Origin of the sequence: Tropicimonas aquimaris, from assembly GCF_042676185.1 — a bacterium.
GTDB classification, from domain to species: Bacteria; Pseudomonadota; Alphaproteobacteria; order Rhodobacterales; family Rhodobacteraceae; genus Tropicimonas; species Tropicimonas aquimaris.
The window spans coordinates 39378-58505 of sequence record NZ_JBHTJT010000023.1; the positions used below are offsets into that span (position 1 = coordinate 39378).

Below are 19128 nucleotides of genomic sequence, written 5' to 3' on the forward strand. Positions count from 1 at the left end.
GAAGACACCATGCATATCCCTCCTCATGACAACCAGAACCGCCCGATCGTCGATGTCGATGACGCAACCGTGCCGCTCAACTATTTCAACATCGTCAAGCTGAAGAAGGGCGACGCCTTCGAGTACCAGGTGCCGGGCTACGAGACCTGCATCGCGCCGGCGACCGGCACGGTGGACGTGGACGTGGAGGGCGTGGGCTTTGCCGCGCTCGGCAACCGCCGCCTCGACGTCTGGGACGGCGAGCCCGAGGGCGTCTATGTGCCGTCGGGCGCCAGGGCACGAATGGTCTGCATTTCCGATGAGGCGGAGGTGTTCGTCGCCGGCGCGAAGTTCGACGAGGTTCTGGAGCCCTTCGACGTGCGCGCCGACGGGCTCGACGTCGTGCAATACGGATCGGACGACACCAAGACCCACCGCAAGATCAAGCACATCCTCGGGCAGAAACAGCACGGCAAGGTCGGCCGGCTGCTGGTGTCGGAGCTGTTCACGGTCGGCCAGGGCGGCTGGTCCGGCTTCCCGTCGCACAAGCACGACACCGACCGGCTGCCCGACGAGACCCGCCACGATGAGACCTACAACTTCCGCTTCCGGCCGAACTACGGCTCCGGCGTGCAGATGCTCCAGCGCGTCGACAACGAGCCGGGCGAGGCCTACCACATCATGGACGGCTCCACGATCCTGCTCGACAAGGGCTATCACCCCTGCTGCGTGCTGCCCGGCTACGAGATGTATTACTTCACCATCCTCGGCGGTCTGAGCCAGCGCTCACTGGTGCAGTATTTCCAGCCGACCCATGCCGCGCAGCTCGACACGATCCCGGGCATCAAGGACATGGTGGCGAAGTTCAAATGACCCTCGCGACCTTGTCCGACGTCCTGCAACCGGCGCTGAAACAGGGCTACGCGGTCGGCGGGCTGGTGACGCTCGGCTGGGAGGACATGCGCGCCTACGTGGCCGCCGCCGAGGCCGAGGGCTGCCCGGTGATCCTGCAGGCCGGGCCGAGCTGCCGGGAGCACACGCCGTTGCCGGTGCTGGGCAGGATGTTCCGGCATCTGGCCGAGCAGGCGAGCGTGCCGGTCGTGGCGCATCTCGACCACGGCTACACGCTGGAGGAGTGCCGCGCGGCGCTCGATGCGGGCTTCACCTCGCTCATGTTCGACGGCTCCCGCAAGCCGCTGGCCCAGAACATCGACGAGACCGCGACGATTGCCGAGATGGCCCATACGGCCGGGATCTCCTGCGAGGGGGAAATTGGCTTTGTGGGCTATTCGGGCGGCGAGACCTCCGCCGGAACAGACCCTGATGAGGCCGCGCGCTTTGCCCGCGAAACCGGAGTGGACGCGATGGCGATCTCGGTCGGCAACGTGCATCTCCAGCAGGAGAGCGGCGCGGGGCTCGACGAGGCGCGCATCCGCGCCATCGAGGCGGTGACGGAAGTGCCGCTGGTGATCCACGGCGGCTCCGGCGTGCCGGTGGCGCAGCGCACCGCACTCGCCCGCGGCTCAAACATCTGCAAGTTCAACATAGGGACCGAGTTGCGCATGGCCTTTGGCGCGGCGCTGCGCGAGGCCGTCAACCGCGATCCGGACCGGTTCGACCGGGTGCAGATCCTGCGCGAGACCCACGATCCCGTGGTGGCCGCCACGCGGCAGGTCCTGCGCGCCTTTGGAGCGCCCGTCGCGCGCCCATGAACGCCACGGGGCCCCGGCTGCTTTCGCGACCGGCGCCCCGCTTCTTGCACTGCCCGATTATTGGATTGCTTGCGGCATCAGTTTTCCGGGAAGCCAGAGCGCGATCTCGGGAAAGATGATCAGTAGCAGAAGGATCGCCAGCATCGGCACCAGGATGATCGCCACGTCGCGCAGCACCTGCACCACGTTGAGCCCGGCGATTGCCGCCGAGATCAGCAGGCAGAGCCCGTAGGGCGGCGTCACCAGCCCGAAGGCCAGCGAGACGATGCCGATCATGGCGAAGGCGATCGGGTGGATGTCGGCCGCCGAGGCCACCGGGTAGAGCACCGTGCCGAGGATGATGATCGTCGGGATCGCGTCGATGAAGAGGCCGAAGAAAAGGAACAGCCCGGCGATGATCAGCGCCGTCGTAAACGGCCCGACGTTCAACCCGGTCAGCGCGTCGACGATCAGCCGCGGCACGTCGTAGAAGGCCAGCAGCCAGCCGAAGATCGAAGCGGTGCCGATCGCGAAGAGCGAGATCGAGGCGAAGCGGCCGGTGTCGTAGAGCACGTGGCCGAGGTCCTTCACCGTGATCGTGCGGTAGACGAACATGCCGAGGATCAGCGAATAGCCCGCCGCGATAATGGCGCTTTCGGTCGGCGTGACGATGCCGGCTACGATGCCGCCGATCACGAAGACGGGCGTCAGCACCGCGAGCCCGGCGCCCTTGAAGGCGGCCCAGAAGTCGCAGAGCGTCGGCCGTCCGGCGGTCGGGTAGTCGTAGATCTTGGCATAGACGAAGACCGTCCCCATCAGCGCCACCGCGATCAGGAAGCCCGGAATCGCGCCCGCCAGGAACAGCGCGCCGACCGAGATCGACATCACGCCGCCCCAGACGATCATCAGGATCGAGGGCGGGATGATCACGCCCATGACCGAGGAACAGGCGGTGATCGCCACGGCGAAGCGCGCGTCGTAGCCCTGCTTGGTCATCGCCGGGATCAGGATCTTGCCGCAGCCGGCGGCGTCGGCCGTCGAGGAGCCGGAAATGCCGGCAAACAGCATCGAGACCGCAACGTTGACGTGCCCGAGCCCCCCCGGCATCCAGCCGGTCAGCACGCGGGCCAGTTCGATCAGCCGGTCGGTGATCTTGCCGGAGTTCATCAGGTTGGCCGCCAGCAGGAAGAACGGCACCGCCAGAAGGATGAAGGAGTTATAGGACTGGAACATCCGGTCCATGATCAGGAACGGCGTCAGGCGGATATCCATCATGACGACCGGGATGGTGGCGATGCCAAGTGCGAAGGCCACCGGCACCCGCATCGCGACAAGGAAGATGAAGCTGCCGACGAGGAGGGCGCAGGCGTGGGCGGTGGAGACGATCATTGGGCTGTCCTGCGGCTGTCGCGGTAGATCCGGACTTCTTCGGAGAGGTGGTAGAGCGAGAACAGCGCCCAGCCGACACCGGCGACCGGCACGGTGACATAGGTCAGCGCCATGTTCATGCGCAGCATCACGGAATGCTGGATCGAGCCGAACTCGGTGTAGCCGATGCCATACCAGATGAAGAGGATGGCGAAGGCCGAGACCATCACGTGCACGAAGCCCTGCTGGAGCAGCCGGCCCAGCGGGCTGGTGGCCTCGGGGAGGACGTGGACGTCGAAATGCGTCCGGTCCCAGACGGCCAGCATCGAGCCGAGCATGACGATCCAGACGAAGATGAAGGTCGCGAGTTCCTCGGTCCAGAGATAGACCGGGATGATGCCGGTATAGCGGGAGATCACCTGCATACCGACGGGGACGGTCAACAGACCGACAAGGACGCCGATGATCACTCGCAACGCCATGCACGAGAGTTCCAGGGCCCGCCCGATGGTTTTCATTGTGGGGGTCTTTTCTTGGATATGGGGATCGTCCCGGGCCGGAGGGTGGCCCGGGACAGCAAGGGTCTGGGATTACTTGGAGCGGATCGCTTCAAGCAGTTCCGCGGCGCCGAGCTCCTCGGCATAGGCGTCCTGAACCGGGATCACCATTTCCAGCATCTTTTCGCGGCCCTCGAACTCGTGGACCTGGATGTTGCCGGCTTCGGTCATTGCGGCCAGCTTCTCTGCGTCCTCGACCGTTTCCAGCTGGCGGCCATAGTCGCCTGCTTCACGGCCGGCCCGCATGATCGCTTCCTGCAGCTCGGGCGAGAGCTTGGCAAAGGATTTGCCGGAGAAGACGATCGGGCGCACGGTGATCGAGTGCTTGGTCAGCGTGACGTGCGGGGCCACTTCGTAGAACTTGTACTGGGCGAGGCTGGCGGATTCATTCTCCAGCCCGTCGACGACGCCGGTCTGGATGGCGTTGTAGACCTCCGCATAGGCGATGGCGGAGGGGCTGGCGGTCAGGGCGTTGAAAATCTGCGCCTGGATCGGCGCGCCCATGACCCGCATCTTGTGACCGTTGAGATCGTCGAAATTCTTGATCTCCTTGTTGGAGATCAGGTTTCGGGTGCCGCCGCCGGCGTAGCCCACGATCACGAGGTCGGCCTTCTCGCGGAGTTCCTCCTCCAGGGGCGTGAAAACGTCGCTGGAGAGCACGGCGTTCCAGTGATCGAGATCCCGGAACACGAAGGGCATGTCCATCAGCGGCAGCGCGTCGGCGAAGCGGGCCAGGTTGGACGGCGCGATGATCGCGAAATCGATGGCGACGCCCTGGGTCAGGAAGTTGACGAAATCGGGCTCGGTGCCCAGCTCGCTGTTGAGACGGATGTCGAACTCGATGTCTTCATCCGAGTATTCGTTCAGCAGCTCGGTGAACTTGACCAGCGTCTTGGTGTAGGCGTGATTCTCGTCGAAGAGGCTTGCGCCGCGGAGCGTCAGGTCGGCAGCCGAGACGGGGAGCGCGGCAGCGACAGATACGGCAATCGCGGCCACGGTTGCGCGGCCGAAGCTAAATAGTGACAAATTGTATTCCTCCCATTGGACGTCGACAAATGGGGCCGGCAAACATTGTCCGACCCATCATGTCGCCCAGACGCTTCCCCAAAGTAACGCCATAAATCAAGTAGTTATTTGTCGCATCGACAGCGGGCGAAACGTCAGGGCGCGCGCGGCATCCACAAAGTTTTCCACTCAGTTCAATGCGTTGCACGCCCGCGCAAGGCTCACGGGTGCGTAACAAATATGACAAATTTTTTTCCGGGGGGCGGCACCCGCCTACCGACCCAACCTGACCCAACGTCAAAAAATTGAGCCGCCGGGATCGGACCGGCGCCCCGGCGGGGATAAACGGATGGCATAAAACGCGCTCGGCCGGCTGACGGGATCAGCCGGCCGGCCGGCGCTTCGGGGCCGCTTCAGCGGGTCGAGGCGTAGTAGGACACCCGGCGCTCGAGATAGGCGAGCAGTTCCGACACCGCAAAGGCCATGGCGAAGAGAACGATCAGGACCGCCCAGAAATGCGCCATCAGGAAGTTGGACGAATAGAGCTCGAACAGCGCGCCGAAGCCGACGATGCTGATCAGGAGCTGGCCGATGATCACCCCCTTCACCGCCCGGATCACGCCGATCCGGATACCGTTCAGGATCTCGGGCAGGGCCGCCCAGATGTAGATCTTGAAGAAGGCGTCCCGCGCCGTGGCACCGAAACTCCGCGCCATCTCGATCAGCGACCGGTTGATCTGCTTCACCCCGGCCCGTGTGTTCAGGATGATGATCCAGATCGCGAAGAGCGTGGTGGTGATGATGATCGACTTCATGCCGAAGCCGAAGAGCACCATCAGCACCGGCACCAGCGCGGTCAGCGGCGCGCTGAGGAACATGTTTACCCAAGGCAGCAGCAGTTCGTCGACCAGTCGGCTCTTGCCCATCATCACGCCGATCGGCACGCCGATGGCGATGGCGAAAAAGACACCGGCGAAAAAGGCATAGGCGGTTTCCGAGAGGGCCTTCAAGAAGGCCGGTGTGCCGATCACCGAGAACAGCGTCACGACGACCTCGGAGAGCGGCGGCACGAAGAACGTCATGCCGGAGCGTCCGATGATCTCCCACAGCAAGCCCCAGAGCAGCAGCGAGGACATGTTGGGAAGCGTGTAGGTTCCGATCTTCATGGTCTATTCCACATAGCTGCGCAGCGAGGCCCAGATCTGGTCCACGATGTCGAGGTATTCCGGGTCGCGCCGGATGTTGGCCATGTCGCGGTTGCGGAAGCCGGTCGGGCGGATGATCTCCGACACCCGGCTCGGACGCGGCAACAGGATCGCGATCTGGTCGGAGATGAACACCGCCTCCTCGATCGAATGGGTCACGAAGATGAAGGTCTTGTTCTCGTGCGCCACGAGGTTGAGCATGTCCTCCTGGAACTTGCGGCGGGTCTGCTCGTCGACAGCCGAGAACGGTTCGTCGAGCAGCAGGACCTTGGCGTCGACCGAGAGCGCGCGGGCCAGGCCAACCCGCTGCCGCATCCCGCCCGACAGCTCGTGCGGATAGCTTTTCTCGAACCCGGTGAGGCCGACGGCGTTGATGTAGCGCTCGGCGATCGCCTCGCGCTCCGACTTCGCCACGCCGCGCAGCTCCAGCCCGAAGGCCACGTTGCGCATCACGCTGGCCCAGGGGAGCAACGCGAAATCCTGGAAAACGAAAGCCCGGTTCGGTCCCGGCCCGGTGACCAGCCTGCCGTTGACCTCGACCTCGCCCGAGGTCGGCTCCAGCAGCCCGGCGATGATCTTGAGCAAGGTCGTCTTGCCGCAGCCCGAGGGCCCGAGCAGGGATGTCAGCTGGCCGCGGGGAAACTCCAGCGACAGGTTCTTGAGAGCCTCGACCGCGCCGTAGTTCTTGCAGATGTTGCGCGTCGAGACAGCGATGTCGGTGTCCAGCGCCGTCGCCTTGGCGAACGCTTCCTTAGTCTGAGACATAACCACGGTTGTTCCCTTCGAAGAGGATGTTTTCGATCGTTTCCAGCAGGTTCAGGAAAAGCACGGCGAGCAGGATGATCGAGAAGATTGCCGCATACATCGACGGATAGTCGGCGATGGACCGGCTGTAGGTGATGATGTCGCCTACCCCGGTAGGCGTGATCTTGAGCTCCGACAGGATCGCCCCGATGAAGCCGGCCGAGACCCCCAGCCGAAGGCCGGAGAAGATGATCGGAGAAGCCGAGGGGATGATGATCTTCGTGATGATCTCAAGGTCGTTGCCGAGGAAGGAACGGCCCATCTCCTTGAGCGAGGAGGGCGTGTTGCGCACCGCGCTCGAGGTGTTAAGGACGATTACCGGCATCGCCATGATGCAGACCACGAAGACCTTGGACGTCAGCCCGATCCCGTAGGCCATCACCAGCAGGGGGATCAACGCCGCGAGCGGGGCGGCCTGCATGACGATGAAGATCGGCGACATCAGCCAGTCGAACCAGCCGCTCAGGCCGATTGCGAGACCGATGCTGATGCCCAGCACCGTCGAGATCAGGATGCCGATCACCAGCGGTTTCAGGGTTTCGCCATAGGCGGTGAAGAGGGTGCCATCGAAGGTCATCCGGGCCAGCGCCTGCATGGATTCGATGAAGGTCGGGAAGGCGTAGCTCACCGGTATGCGTCCGGCGATCTCCCAGGCGCCGAAGACGATCAGCGTGGAGAGGATCTTGAGCAGGGTCGGGCGCGAGAGCATCCGTTGGAACTCCTGTCGCGAAACTGGTTGGGAAAGGATTTCCGGCCCGGTCGGCCCGGGCCGGCACGGCACGTGGCCCTTACTGGGTCGCGGCCTTGAGCGGCTCGAGGTACCAGAAGTCCTCGATCTTCAGCTCGGAGGGGTCGCCCTCGAGTTGACCGGCCCCGGAGTACCATTCCAGGTCCGCCATCGCGGCCTTCTCGCCGCCGCCGTTCGGATCATAGAGCCCGCCCTCGACGGCGTCGGTGTAGAAGGTGTCGAGGTTGCCGAGGATCTCCGGCGGCAATTGCCCGATCGGGCCGTCCGGGTTGGTCTCGCGGCTGATGATCGTCGGATCTTCCGACATGTCCTGCCAGGTGCTGACCAGGGCGGCGACGAAGGTGTTCACCGCCTCCTCGTTGTTCTGGATCCAGTCGAGGTTGGCGAAGAGCGCTTCGTCGCTGGCCTCGACCTCGAACATCGGCAGGACGTTGAACTTGTCGCCTTCCTGCTTCATCAGCTTGTTCTTGTTGGACAGGTCGAGGATCGTGGCATCGGTCTGCCCGGCAACCAGCGCCACGACGCGGTTCGCGGAGCCAGGCACGTAGGACCGCTCGCCGAACGTGATGCCGTATTTTTCCTCGATCACGTTGGCGATGGAATCGGTGCCGCCGCCACGCGAGTGCAGCATGATCGGCTCACCGTCCAGGTCCTCCAGCTTCTCGTACTTCTTCGAAGTGACGGGGAAGAACTTCAGCTTGGAGAGCTGGAAGACGATGCGGATCGGCGCCTTGGAGCGCTGCATCGCCGCGTAGGGGGTGCCGAAGCCGATGTCCATCTGGCCGCTCAGCACGGCCTGAATTGCCAGTTCCTCGTCCGAGAATGCCGTCCACTCGTAGTCGAGACCGTTGGCCTTCGCACGTTCCAGCGCGACGAAGAAGGCCGCGAGTTCGTCCGAAGGTGTTTCGGCGAGCGCGATGCGGATGGTGTCCGCCTGCGCCGCCGTTGCCGCGAAGCCGACTGCGAACGCAGCGGCCATGGCCCGTTTCATCAGGTGTTTCATGGTGTCCTCCCTAGACATGTTCCGTAGGTCCTTGGTCCGGTCGGGGTTCTGCCGCCCCTGCGCGGATGTCTTCCGTCGTATCAAACCTCCCCAAAAAGCCGCGCGGACACGGACGCCAGATGCTTGCGCATCGCCTCCTGTGCGCCGTTTGCGTCGCGTGCGGCTATCGCTTCGGCGATTCCAGCATGTTCGGCAAAGCTCGTGTGGTCGGCCGGCGGGCGGATCGAGGCCCGCACGACATTTCCCCAAGCCACCGCACGGCGCACCTGGTTGAGCTGGTCGAACAACGAAATCAGCAGCGGGTTGTCGGTCGCCAGGGCGATCCGCCGGTGCAGCAGGTCGTCGAACTGTTCGTATTCGTCCCATGTCGGTGCGTTCACCGTCTGGGTCAGCGCATCCTCGATCCGCGCCAGCGCCTCGCTCGAGGCGTTCAGCGCAGCCTCCCGGGCGATCGCCGGCTCGATGGCGATCCGGGACCGCATCATCTTGACCGGGGTGATCTGCTTGGCGAGGTCGTGCAACCGGCCGGCGACGGCCCCCTCCCCCTCGCTGGCGATGAAGGTGCCCTTGCCGACATGTCGCCAGATCAGGCCCTCGGCCTCCAGCGTCTCCAGCGCCTTGCGCAGCGCAGCCCGGGTCAGCCCGAGCTGCACGATCAGCTCCCGCTCCGGCGGAAGCCTGTCGCCCGGCGCGTAGTTTCCAAGCTCGATCAGCCGGCGCAGCGCCGCGACCGCCGCCTCCCTCGAGACGGGCCCGCCTCCGTTGGAGGCCACCGGGTGAACCGGCAATTGATCGCCCAATTTCGTCATATTGGTTCGATTAGGGCCGATCAATTGGCTTTCGTCAATAGATTTGTTGACAAGACAGCGATTGGTTGCGATTGGTTGCGTAATTGGTTTCGGTCGCCCGCAGAAGGAAGACCGGGTCGGATGGAGGACGACATGACGAATTACGTGATTTCCACGCCCCCCGTGGTGGCGATTCCCGTCGCCGGGTCGGAGGCGATGTTTCCGGTGCGACGGGTCTATTGCATCGGCCGCAATTACGCCGCCCATGCCATCGAGATGGGCCATGACCCGGATCGCGAGCCGCCGTTCTTCTTCCAGAAAAACCCCGACAACCTCGATGTTTCGGGCGAATTTCCCTATCCGCCGCACACCGAGGACGTGCACCACGAGATCGAGATGCTGGTGGCGCTGAAATCCGGCGGCCGGAACATCCCGCTCGATCAGGCGCTCGATCACGTCTACGGCTACGGCGTCTCGCTCGACATGACCCGCCGCGACCTGCAGGGCGAGATGAAGAAGATGGGCCGGCCCTGGGAAATCGGGAAGGCCTTCGAGCGCTCCGCGCCCTGCGGGCCGGTTCACCCGGCGAGCGAGGTCGGTCATCCCTCCGAAGGGCTGGTCCAACTCAAGGTGAACGGCAAGGTGACCCAGGAGGGCGACCTCAACCAGATGATCTGGAAGGTGCCGGAGATGATCTCCTACCTCTCCGAGTATTTCGAGCTGGCCGCGGGCGACGTGATTCTCTCCGGCACGCCTTCGGGCGTCGGCCCGGTGGTGCGCGGCGACAGGATGGAGGCCTCCGTGGCCGGTCTTGGCGAGCTGTCGGTCGCGGTCGTCTGACAGCGCGGGACAGCAACGGGAGGGCAGGACGATGAGCGACACGATTGCCGGCCTTCTGGCCGATATCCCCGGGGAGCGCCCGGCGCTCGGCGCGGAGGGGCGTGCCTGGCTGAGCTACGCGGGTCTTGCCGCGCAGGTGGCCGAGACCCGCGCCGCTCTCCACGCCGCCGGGATCGGCCGCGGCGACCGCGTCGCCATCGTCCTGCCCAACGGCCCGGAAATGGCGAGCGCCTTCATCACGGTAGCCCAGGTGGCGACCACCGCGCCGCTCAACCCGGCCTACCGGGAGGAGGAGTTCGAGTTCTACCTCGGCGACCTCGACGCGAGGGCGCTGATCGTTGCCGATGGCTACGACGGCCCCGCCATCGCCGCGGCGCGCAAGTTCGGCCTGCGGCTGCTGCGGCTGGCGGTCGAGCCGGGCGCGCCCGCCGGCGCCTATCGCCTCAAGAACGAAGGCGGCGGCATTGCCGGGACGCCCGACACCGCCGCGCCCGAGGCCGGGGATGTCGCGTTGATCCTGCATACCTCCGGCACCACCTCGCGGCCCAAGATCGTGCCGCTGCTGCAATCCAACGTCGCGGCCTCGGCGGGCAACGTCGCCCGCTCGCTGGACCTCACCGCCGGGGATCGCTGCATGAACGTCATGCCGCTCTTCCACATCCACGGGCTGATCGCGGCGGTGACGGCGACCCTGTCCTCGGGTGGGTCGATCTGGTGCTCGCAGGGTTTCACCGCGCTGCGGTTCTTTGCCGAGCTGAAGGCTAGCGGCGCGACCTGGTACACGGCCGTTCCGACCATGCACCAGGCGATCCTGGCCCGCGCCGGGCGCAACGAGGAGATCATCCGCGAGGCCGGGCTGCGGTTCCTCCGCTCCTCCTCCGCCTCTCTGCCCGCGCCGGTGATGCGCGCGCTGGAGGAGACCTTTGGCGCGCCGGTGATCGAGGCCTATGGCATGACCGAGGCGGCGCACCAGATGGCCTGCAACCCGCTGGGTCGCGGGGCGCAGAAGCCCGGTTCCGTCGGCGTTCCGGCCGGCCCCGAGGTGCGGCTGGCCGACGAGGCCGAGGACCGGCTGATCGGGAGCGCCGAGACCGGCGAAGTGGTGATCTCCGGTCCCAACGTGACCCCCGGCTACGAGAGCAACCCGGAGGCCAATGCGAAATCCTTCTTCGAGGCCGAGGGGCGGCGCTGGTTCCGCACCGGCGACCAGGGCACGTTCGACGGCGACGGCTACCTGAGCCTGACCGGACGGCTCAAGGAGATCATCAATCGCGGCGGCGAGAAGATCAGCCCGCTGGAGATCGACACCGTGCTGCTGGAGCATCCCGACGTGGCGCAGGCCGTGACCTTCTCGATCCCGCATCCCAAGCTCGGCGAGGAGATCGGCGCGGCGGTGGTGATCCGCGAGGGCGCTGAAGCGGACGCGCGCGGCATCCGCGACTACGCCTCCGGCCGGCTGGCCGACTTCAAGGTGCCGAGGCAGATCGTGGTTCTGGACGAGATCCCCAAGGGCGCCACCGGCAAGATCCAGCGGATCGGCCTGGCCGAAAAGCTTGGGCTGGCAAACGCGTAAGGGGCGACGATGAAGATCTGCATATTCGGAGCGGGCGCCATCGGCGGCTTCATGGGGGCGCGGCTGGCGCGGACCGGGGCGGAGGTGAGCCTGGTGGCGCGCGGCCCCAACCTGGAGGCGATCCGGACCAACGGGCTGACCCTGCTGGAAGAGGGCGCCGAGCCCGAAACGGCGCGGCTCCGGGCCTCCGACGACCCTTCGGACCTCGGCCCGCAGGACTACGTGATCGTGACGCTCAAGGCGCATTCGGTGCCCGGGGTGGTCGACCGGATGCAGCCGCTTCTCGGGCCCGAGACCACGGTCGTCTGGGGCGTCAACGGCTTGCCCTGGTGGTATTTCCACCAGGTCGGCGGAGCATACGAAGGCACCCGGCTCGCCACGGTCGATCCGGGCGACGTACAGTGGGACGGCATTGGCCCGGAGCGGATCCTCGGCTGCGTGGTCTACCCGGCGGCCGAGATGCCGGAGGCGGGCGTGGTGCGCCATGTCGAGGGCAACCGCTTTTCGCTGGGCGAGCCGGACGGGTCGAAATCCGACCGGGCGCAAGCGCTGTCGAAGCTGATGGGCGAGGCGGGCCTGCGGGCGCCGGTGCGGCCGCGCATCCGCGAGGAGATCTGGATCAAGCTCTGGGGCAACCTCTCGTTCAATCCGATCTCGGCGCTGACCCATGCCACGCTCGACGTTCTCTGCACCGATCCCGGCTGCCGGCCGCTGGTGCGCGAGATGATGGTCGAGGCGCAGGCCATCGGCGAGGCGCTCGGCGTGCGCTTCCCCATCGAGGTCGACCGCCGCATCGACGCGGGCGCCGAAGTGGGCGTGCATCGCACCTCCATGCTGCAGGACCTGGAACTCGGCCGGCCGATGGAGATCGACGCGCTGGTCGCCTCGGTGCAGGAGCTGGGGCGGCTGGTGGACCTGCCGACGCCGATGATCGACACGATCCTCGCGCTGGTTCAGCTCCGGGCGCGGTCGGCGGGGCTTTACTGACCGCGACGGCCGGGCGGGGATGAGCCGAGCCCGCCGGTTTGGGCTTGGCCGAGTCCGGCGGGGGCTGTAAACCGGGCTTCCCAACGGAGTTCCGGAGCGCCATGACAGCTGACACCCCCCGCATCGCCCGCAGCATCGCAACCGAAATCGGCGCCCGGCCGGAGCAGGTGACCGCCGCCATCGGGTTGCTGAACGAAGGGGCGACCGTCCCCTTCATCGCGCGCTACCGCAAGGAGGCCACCGGCGGGCTGGACGACACCCAGCTGCGCAACCTGTCGGAGCGGTTCGCCTACCTGACCGAGATGGAGGCGCGGCGGAGGGTGATCCTCGATTCGATCCGCGAGCAGGGCAAGCTGACCGAGGATCTGGAGAAGCGGCTGGTGACGGCCGAGACCAAGGCTGCGCTCGAAGACCTCTACCTGCCCTACAAACCGAAGCGGCGCACCCGTGCGATGATCGCCCGCGAGCGGGGCCTGGGCGGGCTGGTCGATGCGATCCTGGCCGACCGCGCCACGCCGCCCGAGTCACTGGCCCAGGGCTTCATCACCGACGAGGTGTCCGACACCAAGGAGGCGCTCAACGGCGCGCGCGACATCCTCGTGGAGACGCTGGCGGAGAATGCCGACCTGCTGGGCCGCCTGCGCGAGTTCATGCAGGCGCGGGCCTACCTGACCTCCCGCGTGAACGAGGGCGAGGAGGAGAAGGGCGCCAAGTTCTCCGACTATTTCGACCATCGCGAACTTTGGGCCGACGTGCCGAGCCACCGGGCGCTGGCGATGTTCCGCGGCAGCAACGAGGGCATCCTGCGGCTCGACATCGCGCCCGATCCGGAGGCCGACCTCCCGGCGGTGGAGGCGATGGTCTGCGCCGCGCTCGACACCCGCGGCGACGGCCCCGGCGATGCCTGGCTGCGCGGCGTGGCGGGCTGGGCTTGGCGGGTGAAACTGAGCCTGACCATGCTGCTCGACCTGCAGGGCGAGCTTCGCGCGCGGGCGCAGGAAGAGGCGATCCGCGTCTTCTCCCGCAACCTCAAGGACCTGCTGCTGGCGGCCCCCGCCGGCAACCGCGCGACGATGGGGCTCGACCCCGGCATCCGCACCGGCGTAAAGGTCGCCGTGGTCGATGCGACCGGCAAGCTGCTCGACACCGAAACGGTCTATCCGTTCCAGCCCAAGAACGACCTGCGCGGCGCGCAAGCCGCGCTGGCCCGGCTGATCCGCCAGCACGGCGTGCAGCTCATCGCCATCGGCAACGGCACCGCCAGCCGCGAGACCGAGCGCATGGTGGCCGAGCTGATCGGCGACCTGCCGGCACCCAAGCCGATGAAGGTCGTGGTCTCCGAGGCCGGCGCCTCGGTCTATTCCGCCTCCGAACTGGCGGCGAAGGAATTCCCCGGGCTCGACGTGTCGCTGCGCGGTGCGGTCTCCATCGCGCGGCGCCTGCAGGACCCGCTGGCCGAACTTGTGAAGATCGAGCCCAAGGCCATCGGGGTCGGCCAGTACCAGCACGATGTCGACCAGTTCCGCCTCGCCAAGGCGCTCGACGCGGTGGTCGAGGACGCGGTGAACGCGGTCGGCGTCGATCTCAACATGGCCTCCGCCCCGCTGCTGGCGCGGGTTTCCGGCGTCGGGTCGACGCTCGCGGAATCCATCGTCGCGCATCGCGATGCCAACGGGCCCTTCGACACCCGCAAGGACCTGCTCAAGGTCGCCCGCCTCGGGCCGCGCGCCTTCCAGCAATGCGCGGGCTTCCTGCGGATCCGCGAGGGCAAGGAACCGCTCGACGCCTCCGCCGTGCACCCCGAGGCCTACGAGGTCACCCGCCGGATCGTCGCCGCCTGCGGGCGCGACCTGCGCAGCCTGATGGGCGACGAGGCGCGGCTCCGGACGCTCCGCGCCGAGGATTTCGTCGACGAGACCTTCGGTCTGCCCACGGTGCGCGACATCCTCTCCGAGCTTGCCAAGCCCGGCCGCGACCCGCGCCCGGAGTTCGTCACCGCGAAATTCACCGACGGGGTGGAGCAGATCACCGACCTGAAGCCGGGGATGCTGCTGGAGGGCACGGTGACCAACGTCGCGGCCTTCGGCGCCTTCGTCGATGTCGGCGTGCACCAGGACGGCCTGGTCCACATCTCGCAGCTCGCCGACCGGTTCGTGAAGGACCCCCACGAGGTGGTGAAGACCGGCGACGTGGTGAAGGTGCGGGTGATGGAGGTCGACGTAGCGCGCAAGCGCATCGGCCTGTCGATGAAAAAGGACCCGGAGCGCGGCGGCGACCGTCCGGAACGCGCCACCGGCGGCGCCTCCGGCCGCGGCCGGCCGCAGAAGGGCCAGGCGCCGCGCGGCAAGTCCGGCGGCGCCACGTCCGGCAACGGCGGCACCGGCTCCTTCGGGGCGGCACTGCTCGATGCGATGAAGCGCGACTGACGCCCGCCTGGCCCGCCCCGCCGGCTCAGGTCGGCGCGGGCGCGCCCTCGCCGGTCGGGTGCGTCCACAGGCTGCCCCCGACCGCGCGCTCGTAGCCGTGCCGGTAAAGCGCGTTCATGTAACCCGCGTCGAACCGGTTGGACGGGTCGTAGACGATCCCGCTCGCCGGATCGATGGCGGCCACCGCGAAGGACACGCCGTTGGCGCGGGCCCGCCGTGCCGCGGCCTGCACCGCGGAGAGCGCATTGGCCCGGATCATCGCGGTCAGCGCCTGCTGTGAGACGCCCAAGGCGCTGTGCGCCCCGTCGGTGGCCGCGGGCGTGAGCGTGTTGTTGATCAGGACATAGATCTGCCCCCGTCCCGGCGCGATGGCGGCCGGCAGCGCCAGGAACTGCATTTGAACCCCGCCGTCGACATGGGTCTCCGTCAGGGTCCCGCCGTCGACCGGGATCGCCAGCGCGACGGGCGGAAACACGCCCGGCAGCGCGGAGGAGGCCCGCAGGATACCGCGGAACAGGTCGTAGTGACCGGCCTGCGCGATCTTTCCCATGTTCCAGGCATGGCCGCGCGAGGTTTCCAGGCAGGAGGAGACGACGAACAGCCGCGCGCCATCCGCATGCCGCTCCGCAACCGCGTCGATCAGGCTGTCGGGAACGAAGGTCTCCAGCAGTTTCCGCAGCCCTGCCGTGTCGTAGAGCGCCGAGCCGAAGACCGCGTCAGAGATCGATAGCGCCATGAAATCGTCCGCGTCGTACTCGGTGAAGATCCGCCGCAGCGCGTCGTCATAGGACGGGCCGAGAAAGGCGAAGGGCGCGATCAGCGCGCCGACCGAGACGCCGGTGACCACGTCGAACGCCGGCCGATGCCCGGTCCGCGACCATCCCACGAGCGCGCCGGCCCCGAAGGCGCCATCCTCCCCGCCGCCGGAGATCGCCAGCGTCATCGGACCTCTGGCAAGCTCAGCGGCGGGCAGGTGTTCGGACCATACCGAGGCGCCGGCATTCGCGGGCAGGCGCCAGCCGGACAGCGGGTCGTCCTCCGTGTAGGAGCGCGTCGAAAGCTCAGTGCGGGTCGGCTGCGCGCAGCCGGCGAGCGCGAGACCGGCGAGCCCGGCCAGCACCTGTCGGCGCCCGAGTCCGAAAGGGGTCAGGGGTGTGTCGGTCATCTGAACGTCATCCCGGTTGCGTGCCGGTCCGGCGACCGCGCCGCCATATGGCCAGCGCCGCCTGCCCTGCCCCGGCGAGGTCTCGTCTGCGTCGGGCACACCTTCCGGGGCCCTCTCCGAGGGGAAGATGACAGGCAAATGTGGGGCGAGAAGGAAGCCCGTGAACGGAAATTTCACACCGTTGCAGTGAGGCTTCGCCGCGCCGCTCCATCTTCGCTTCACATTGAAAGGGCTAATGGGCGATATGGGCCCCATGCGATTGTCCCTGACCTACAGGCTTTTTGCCGCCATCGGCCTGGCTTCCATGCTGGTCGTGGTGGTTATGGCGTTGCTGGTCGCCTACGGCATGCGCGAGGGGTTCTCGGTCTACCTGCTGAAGGGCGAGCTGCGCCGGCTGGACGGGCTGGCCGAAACCCTGGCCGCCGATTACGATTCCGGGGCCGGCGGCTGGCCGGAGCTCGAGGGCGACCCGCGGCGCTGGACCGATTACGTCGTGCGTCAGACCAGTCCGGACGGCCGGGCGATACCCAAGCCGCCGCCGCGCGGGCCGAGGCGGCCCGCCCCCTTCGCCGAGCGTCTCTCGCTGCTCGATGCCCAGCAACAGGTGATAATCGGCGCGCCGGTCGGGGCCGCCCAGGTCGAGCTGTTGCCGATCCTCGCGCCGGGCGCCGACGCCGATGCCGCCCCGATCGGCTGGCTCCGGCTGGCCGCCCCCGGAGGCGTGCTTTCCGAGACCGACGCCTTCTTCCTGCGCGGTCAGATCACCTCGCTGCTGCTGGCGGCCTCGGTTGCGCTGGCCGTCTCGGCGGCGGTGGCGCTCCTTGTCGCCCGCCAGTTCCTCGCGCCGATCCAGGCGCTGGAGACCGGGGCCAAGCGGCTGGCCAGCGGCGACTATGCCTCGCGCATCCCCAATGACCGGCGCGACGAGCTGGGCAAGCTGATCGACCATTACAACCAGCTCGCGCAGAGCCTCGAGGCGTCCGAGATCGCGCAGCGGCAGTGGATGTCGGACACCAGCCACGAATTGCAGACTCCGCTGGCGGTGCTGAGGGCGAATATCGAGGCGCTGCAGGATGGCGTTCGTACGGCCGATGCCCGGACGCTGGGCGCGATGGACGACGCGGTGGGCCGGCTGACGCGGCTGATCGGCGACCTGCGCACCCTCACGCACGGCCACGAGACCGGCTTTGCCGAGGCCCGCTCCACCGAGGATCTCGGGCTGATCCTGCGCGAGGCGGCGGATGTGATCGCGCCGGACTTCTCCGCCGCCGGGCTGGACCTGTCGGTGGAGGCCGGCGAAGGCGTGCTGATGCGCTGCAATGCGCAAAGAATTCGCCAGGTTTTCGACAACCTGCTCGGCAACGCGCTGCGCTATACCGATGCGCCTGGGCGCGTGGTGGCCATTGTCGAGGAGGACGCGCGGCAGGTCCGGATCACGGTCACCGACACCCCGCCGGCGCCGCCCGAGGAGGCGATGCCGCATCTGTTCGACCGGTTCTTCCGGGCCGAGGCCTCGCGATCGCGGGCGCATGGCGGCTCCGGGTTGGGCCTGTCGATCTGCGCCGCCATTGTCGAGGGGCACGGCGGAAAGATTCACGCCCGGAAAGCCGGGTCCGGGGGGCTGCAGATCGAGATCCTGCTGCCCGCTGACGGAGGAACCTCATGAACGAAAGCCCCCGCATCCTGATCGTCGAGGACGAGCCCGACCTGGCCGAGATCATCTGCGACTACATCCGCCGCGAGGGGATGGAGGCCGAGATCCTGCTGGAAGGGCGCGGCGCGGTGGAAACCATTCTGCGCACCCGGCCGGACCTGGTGGTTCTGGACATCATGCTGCCCGGCAAGGACGGGCTGGCGATTTGCCGCGAGATCCGGGCCCAGAGCGACATCCCGATCATCCTGGAGACCGCCCGCGCCGAGGCAATCGACCGCCTCCTCGGGCTCGAGATCGGCGCCGACGATTACCTCTGCAAGCCCTTCTCGCCCCGTGAGCTGGTGGCGCGGATCAAGGCGGTGCTGCGGCGCACCATGCCATCGGGCGAGCCGGGCACCCCGCCGCTGACCATGGACCCCTCGACCTGGCGGGCTGCGCTGTTCGGCAAGCCGCTGGAACTGACGCGCCGCGAGTTCCAGGTGCTGGAGGTGCTCCACAAGCGGCCCGGGCGGGTGTTCTCCCGCGCGCAACTGCTGGAGCTGGCCTTTCCCGAGGATGCCGATGTCATCGACCGGACGATCGACACCCATATCAAGAACATCCGCAGCAAGATGAAACGCATCGAGCCCGAGGCGGATCTCATCCGCTCGGTCTATGGCGTGGGCTACGCGCTGGACGGTTGAAAAAAAGGGCGGCCGACCTGCGAGAGAACGAGTGGGTTCGCAGGCCGGCCTACCACGGATCCCGGAATGCACCGGCGACAGAGCGGGCCGGAACCGGGAACCGGGCGTCAGCCAGATCACGCGCACCCTTGAACGTGGGGAAGAGACGGGGCGCAGACCGGCCAACCAGGCACAGCAGAGAGAGTAGAAAAACGCGTTCGGATCAGTTTCCGGGTGCGGGGGCCCCTGCGGGGAGACAGGCGAGCTGCTTCTCCGGTGTCGAAATGCAGCTGCCCTCGGCCGAGCGGTTGTCGCGCGGGTTGGTCATGGAGCAGGCATCGCCCACGGCCTTGCCGACGCAGGCCTCGATGGCTTCCGGCGGCGCGCCGTTGCCGCCTCCGGGAGGCTGCCCCTGCGCCGAGGCCATCCAGGCCGTCGTCGCCAGCATCACCCCGCCAAGGGCGAGCATGCCAAGAAGTTGGGTAAGGGTCTTCACGAGCCTTCCTCCGTATTCGTTGTTCGCGTACCGGCGGCGCAAAACCTGAGATCATCGCTGCCGGTGATGCTGAAACTAGGCGGCGACTGTGGAGGGAGAATGGGGAGAAGCGAGAAAATGCAGAATGTTAAGATATTGATTTCATGTCATAATTGAGGGGAGAAATGCCGGAAAGGC

General features: G+C 67.0%; 18 protein-coding genes. 8 read left to right on the forward strand and 10 right to left on the reverse strand.

Going from position 1 to position 19128, the window contains the following annotated elements; genetic code table 11:
* Positions 1–9: 9 nt before the first annotated feature.
* On the forward strand, positions 10–852 hold the full coding sequence (locus tag ACFQ2S_RS13115; protein ID WP_386075086.1) for a 5-deoxy-glucuronate isomerase: 843 nt from the start codon (positions 10–12) through the stop codon (positions 850–852).
* On the forward strand, positions 849–1691 hold the full coding sequence (locus ACFQ2S_RS13120; RefSeq protein WP_386075088.1) for a class II fructose-bisphosphate aldolase: 843 nt from the start codon (positions 849–851) through the stop codon (positions 1689–1691). The genes ACFQ2S_RS13115 and ACFQ2S_RS13120 overlap by 4 nt, the downstream gene beginning before the upstream one ends.
* Before the next feature lie 57 nt (positions 1692–1748).
* Here ACFQ2S_RS13120 and ACFQ2S_RS13125 read toward each other — a convergent pair whose 3' ends face one another.
* The 8 genes from ACFQ2S_RS13125 to ACFQ2S_RS13160 all read right to left on the reverse strand — a co-directional run bounded on the left by ACFQ2S_RS13125 (position 1749) and on the right by ACFQ2S_RS13160 (position 9169).
* Complete coding sequence (locus ACFQ2S_RS13125; protein WP_386075090.1) at positions 1749–3059, reverse strand: TRAP transporter large permease; 1311 nt, start codon at positions 3057–3059, stop codon at positions 1749–1751.
* The gene (locus ACFQ2S_RS13130) at positions 3056–3556 is read right to left on the reverse strand and encodes a TRAP transporter small permease (RefSeq protein WP_386075091.1); all 501 of its coding nucleotides are present in this window, start codon (positions 3554–3556) and stop codon (positions 3056–3058) included. The genes ACFQ2S_RS13125 and ACFQ2S_RS13130 overlap by 4 nt, the downstream gene beginning before the upstream one ends.
* Before the next feature lie 72 nt (positions 3557–3628).
* On the reverse strand, positions 3629–4621 hold the full coding sequence (locus ACFQ2S_RS13135; protein ID WP_386075093.1) for a TRAP transporter substrate-binding protein: 993 nt from the start codon (positions 4619–4621) through the stop codon (positions 3629–3631).
* Positions 4622–5013: 392 nt separating this feature from the next.
* Positions 5014–5766, reverse strand: a complete 753-nt coding sequence (locus ACFQ2S_RS13140; protein ID WP_386075095.1) for an ABC transporter permease — start codon at positions 5764–5766, stop codon at positions 5014–5016.
* A 3-nt stretch (positions 5767–5769) separates the two neighbouring features.
* On the reverse strand, positions 5770–6570 hold the full coding sequence (locus tag ACFQ2S_RS13145; RefSeq protein ID WP_386075097.1) for an ABC transporter ATP-binding protein: 801 nt from the start codon (positions 6568–6570) through the stop codon (positions 5770–5772).
* On the reverse strand, positions 6557–7318 hold the full coding sequence (locus ACFQ2S_RS13150) for an ABC transporter permease (protein WP_386075099.1): 762 nt from the start codon (positions 7316–7318) through the stop codon (positions 6557–6559). Before ACFQ2S_RS13150 ends, ACFQ2S_RS13145 begins: the two co-directional genes overlap by 14 nt.
* A gap of 79 nt (positions 7319–7397) precedes the next feature.
* Entirely contained in the window at positions 7398–8360 is a 963-nt protein-coding gene (locus tag ACFQ2S_RS13155) for an ABC transporter substrate-binding protein (protein WP_386075100.1), read from the reverse strand.
* 80 nt (positions 8361–8440) lie between these two features.
* Positions 8441–9169, reverse strand: a complete 729-nt coding sequence (locus ACFQ2S_RS13160; RefSeq protein WP_386075101.1) for a FadR/GntR family transcriptional regulator — start codon at positions 9167–9169, stop codon at positions 8441–8443.
* A gap of 132 nt (positions 9170–9301) precedes the next feature.
* Between ACFQ2S_RS13160 and ACFQ2S_RS13165 the strand changes: the two genes are divergently transcribed.
* The 4 genes from ACFQ2S_RS13165 to ACFQ2S_RS13180 all read left to right on the forward strand — a co-directional run bounded on the left by ACFQ2S_RS13165 (position 9302) and on the right by ACFQ2S_RS13180 (position 14974).
* Positions 9302–9988 (forward strand): fumarylacetoacetate hydrolase family protein, encoded by a 687-nt coding sequence (locus tag ACFQ2S_RS13165; protein ID WP_386075102.1) that lies wholly within the window; start codon positions 9302–9304, stop codon positions 9986–9988.
* 31 nt (positions 9989–10019) lie between these two features.
* Positions 10020–11561, forward strand: coding sequence for an acyl--CoA ligase (locus tag ACFQ2S_RS13170; protein WP_386075104.1), 1542 nt, complete (start codon positions 10020–10022; stop codon positions 11559–11561).
* A gap of 9 nt (positions 11562–11570) precedes the next feature.
* Positions 11571–12548 carry a 2-dehydropantoate 2-reductase gene (locus ACFQ2S_RS13175; protein ID WP_386075106.1) on the forward strand — a complete coding sequence of 326 codons (978 nt, stop codon included), beginning with the start codon at positions 11571–11573 and terminating at the stop codon, positions 12546–12548.
* A gap of 101 nt (positions 12549–12649) precedes the next feature.
* The gene (locus ACFQ2S_RS13180) at positions 12650–14974 is read left to right on the forward strand and encodes a Tex family protein (RefSeq protein ID WP_386075108.1); all 2325 of its coding nucleotides are present in this window, start codon (positions 12650–12652) and stop codon (positions 14972–14974) included.
* Positions 14975–14999: 25 nt separating this feature from the next.
* Here ACFQ2S_RS13180 and ACFQ2S_RS13185 read toward each other — a convergent pair whose 3' ends face one another.
* Positions 15000–16139, reverse strand: a complete 1140-nt coding sequence (locus ACFQ2S_RS13185; RefSeq protein ID WP_386075109.1) for a patatin-like phospholipase family protein — start codon at positions 16137–16139, stop codon at positions 15000–15002.
* 253 nt (positions 16140–16392) lie between these two features.
* Here ACFQ2S_RS13185 and ACFQ2S_RS13190 point away from each other — a divergent pair, with 253 nt between their 5' ends.
* Together ACFQ2S_RS13190 and ACFQ2S_RS13195 are read left to right on the forward strand one after the other, a co-directional pair.
* The gene (locus ACFQ2S_RS13190; RefSeq protein ID WP_386075111.1) at positions 16393–17805 is read left to right on the forward strand and encodes an ATP-binding protein; all 1413 of its coding nucleotides are present in this window, start codon (positions 16393–16395) and stop codon (positions 17803–17805) included.
* Positions 17802–18476, forward strand: a complete 675-nt coding sequence (locus ACFQ2S_RS13195; RefSeq protein ID WP_386075112.1) for a response regulator — start codon at positions 17802–17804, stop codon at positions 18474–18476. The genes ACFQ2S_RS13190 and ACFQ2S_RS13195 overlap by 4 nt, the downstream gene beginning before the upstream one ends.
* Positions 18477–18678: 202 nt before the next feature.
* Here the strand turns inward: ACFQ2S_RS13195 and ACFQ2S_RS13200 are convergent, their stop codons facing one another.
* On the reverse strand, positions 18679–18951 hold the full coding sequence (locus ACFQ2S_RS13200; RefSeq protein WP_386075114.1) for a hypothetical protein: 273 nt from the start codon (positions 18949–18951) through the stop codon (positions 18679–18681).
* Positions 18952–19128 lie beyond the last annotated feature (177 nt).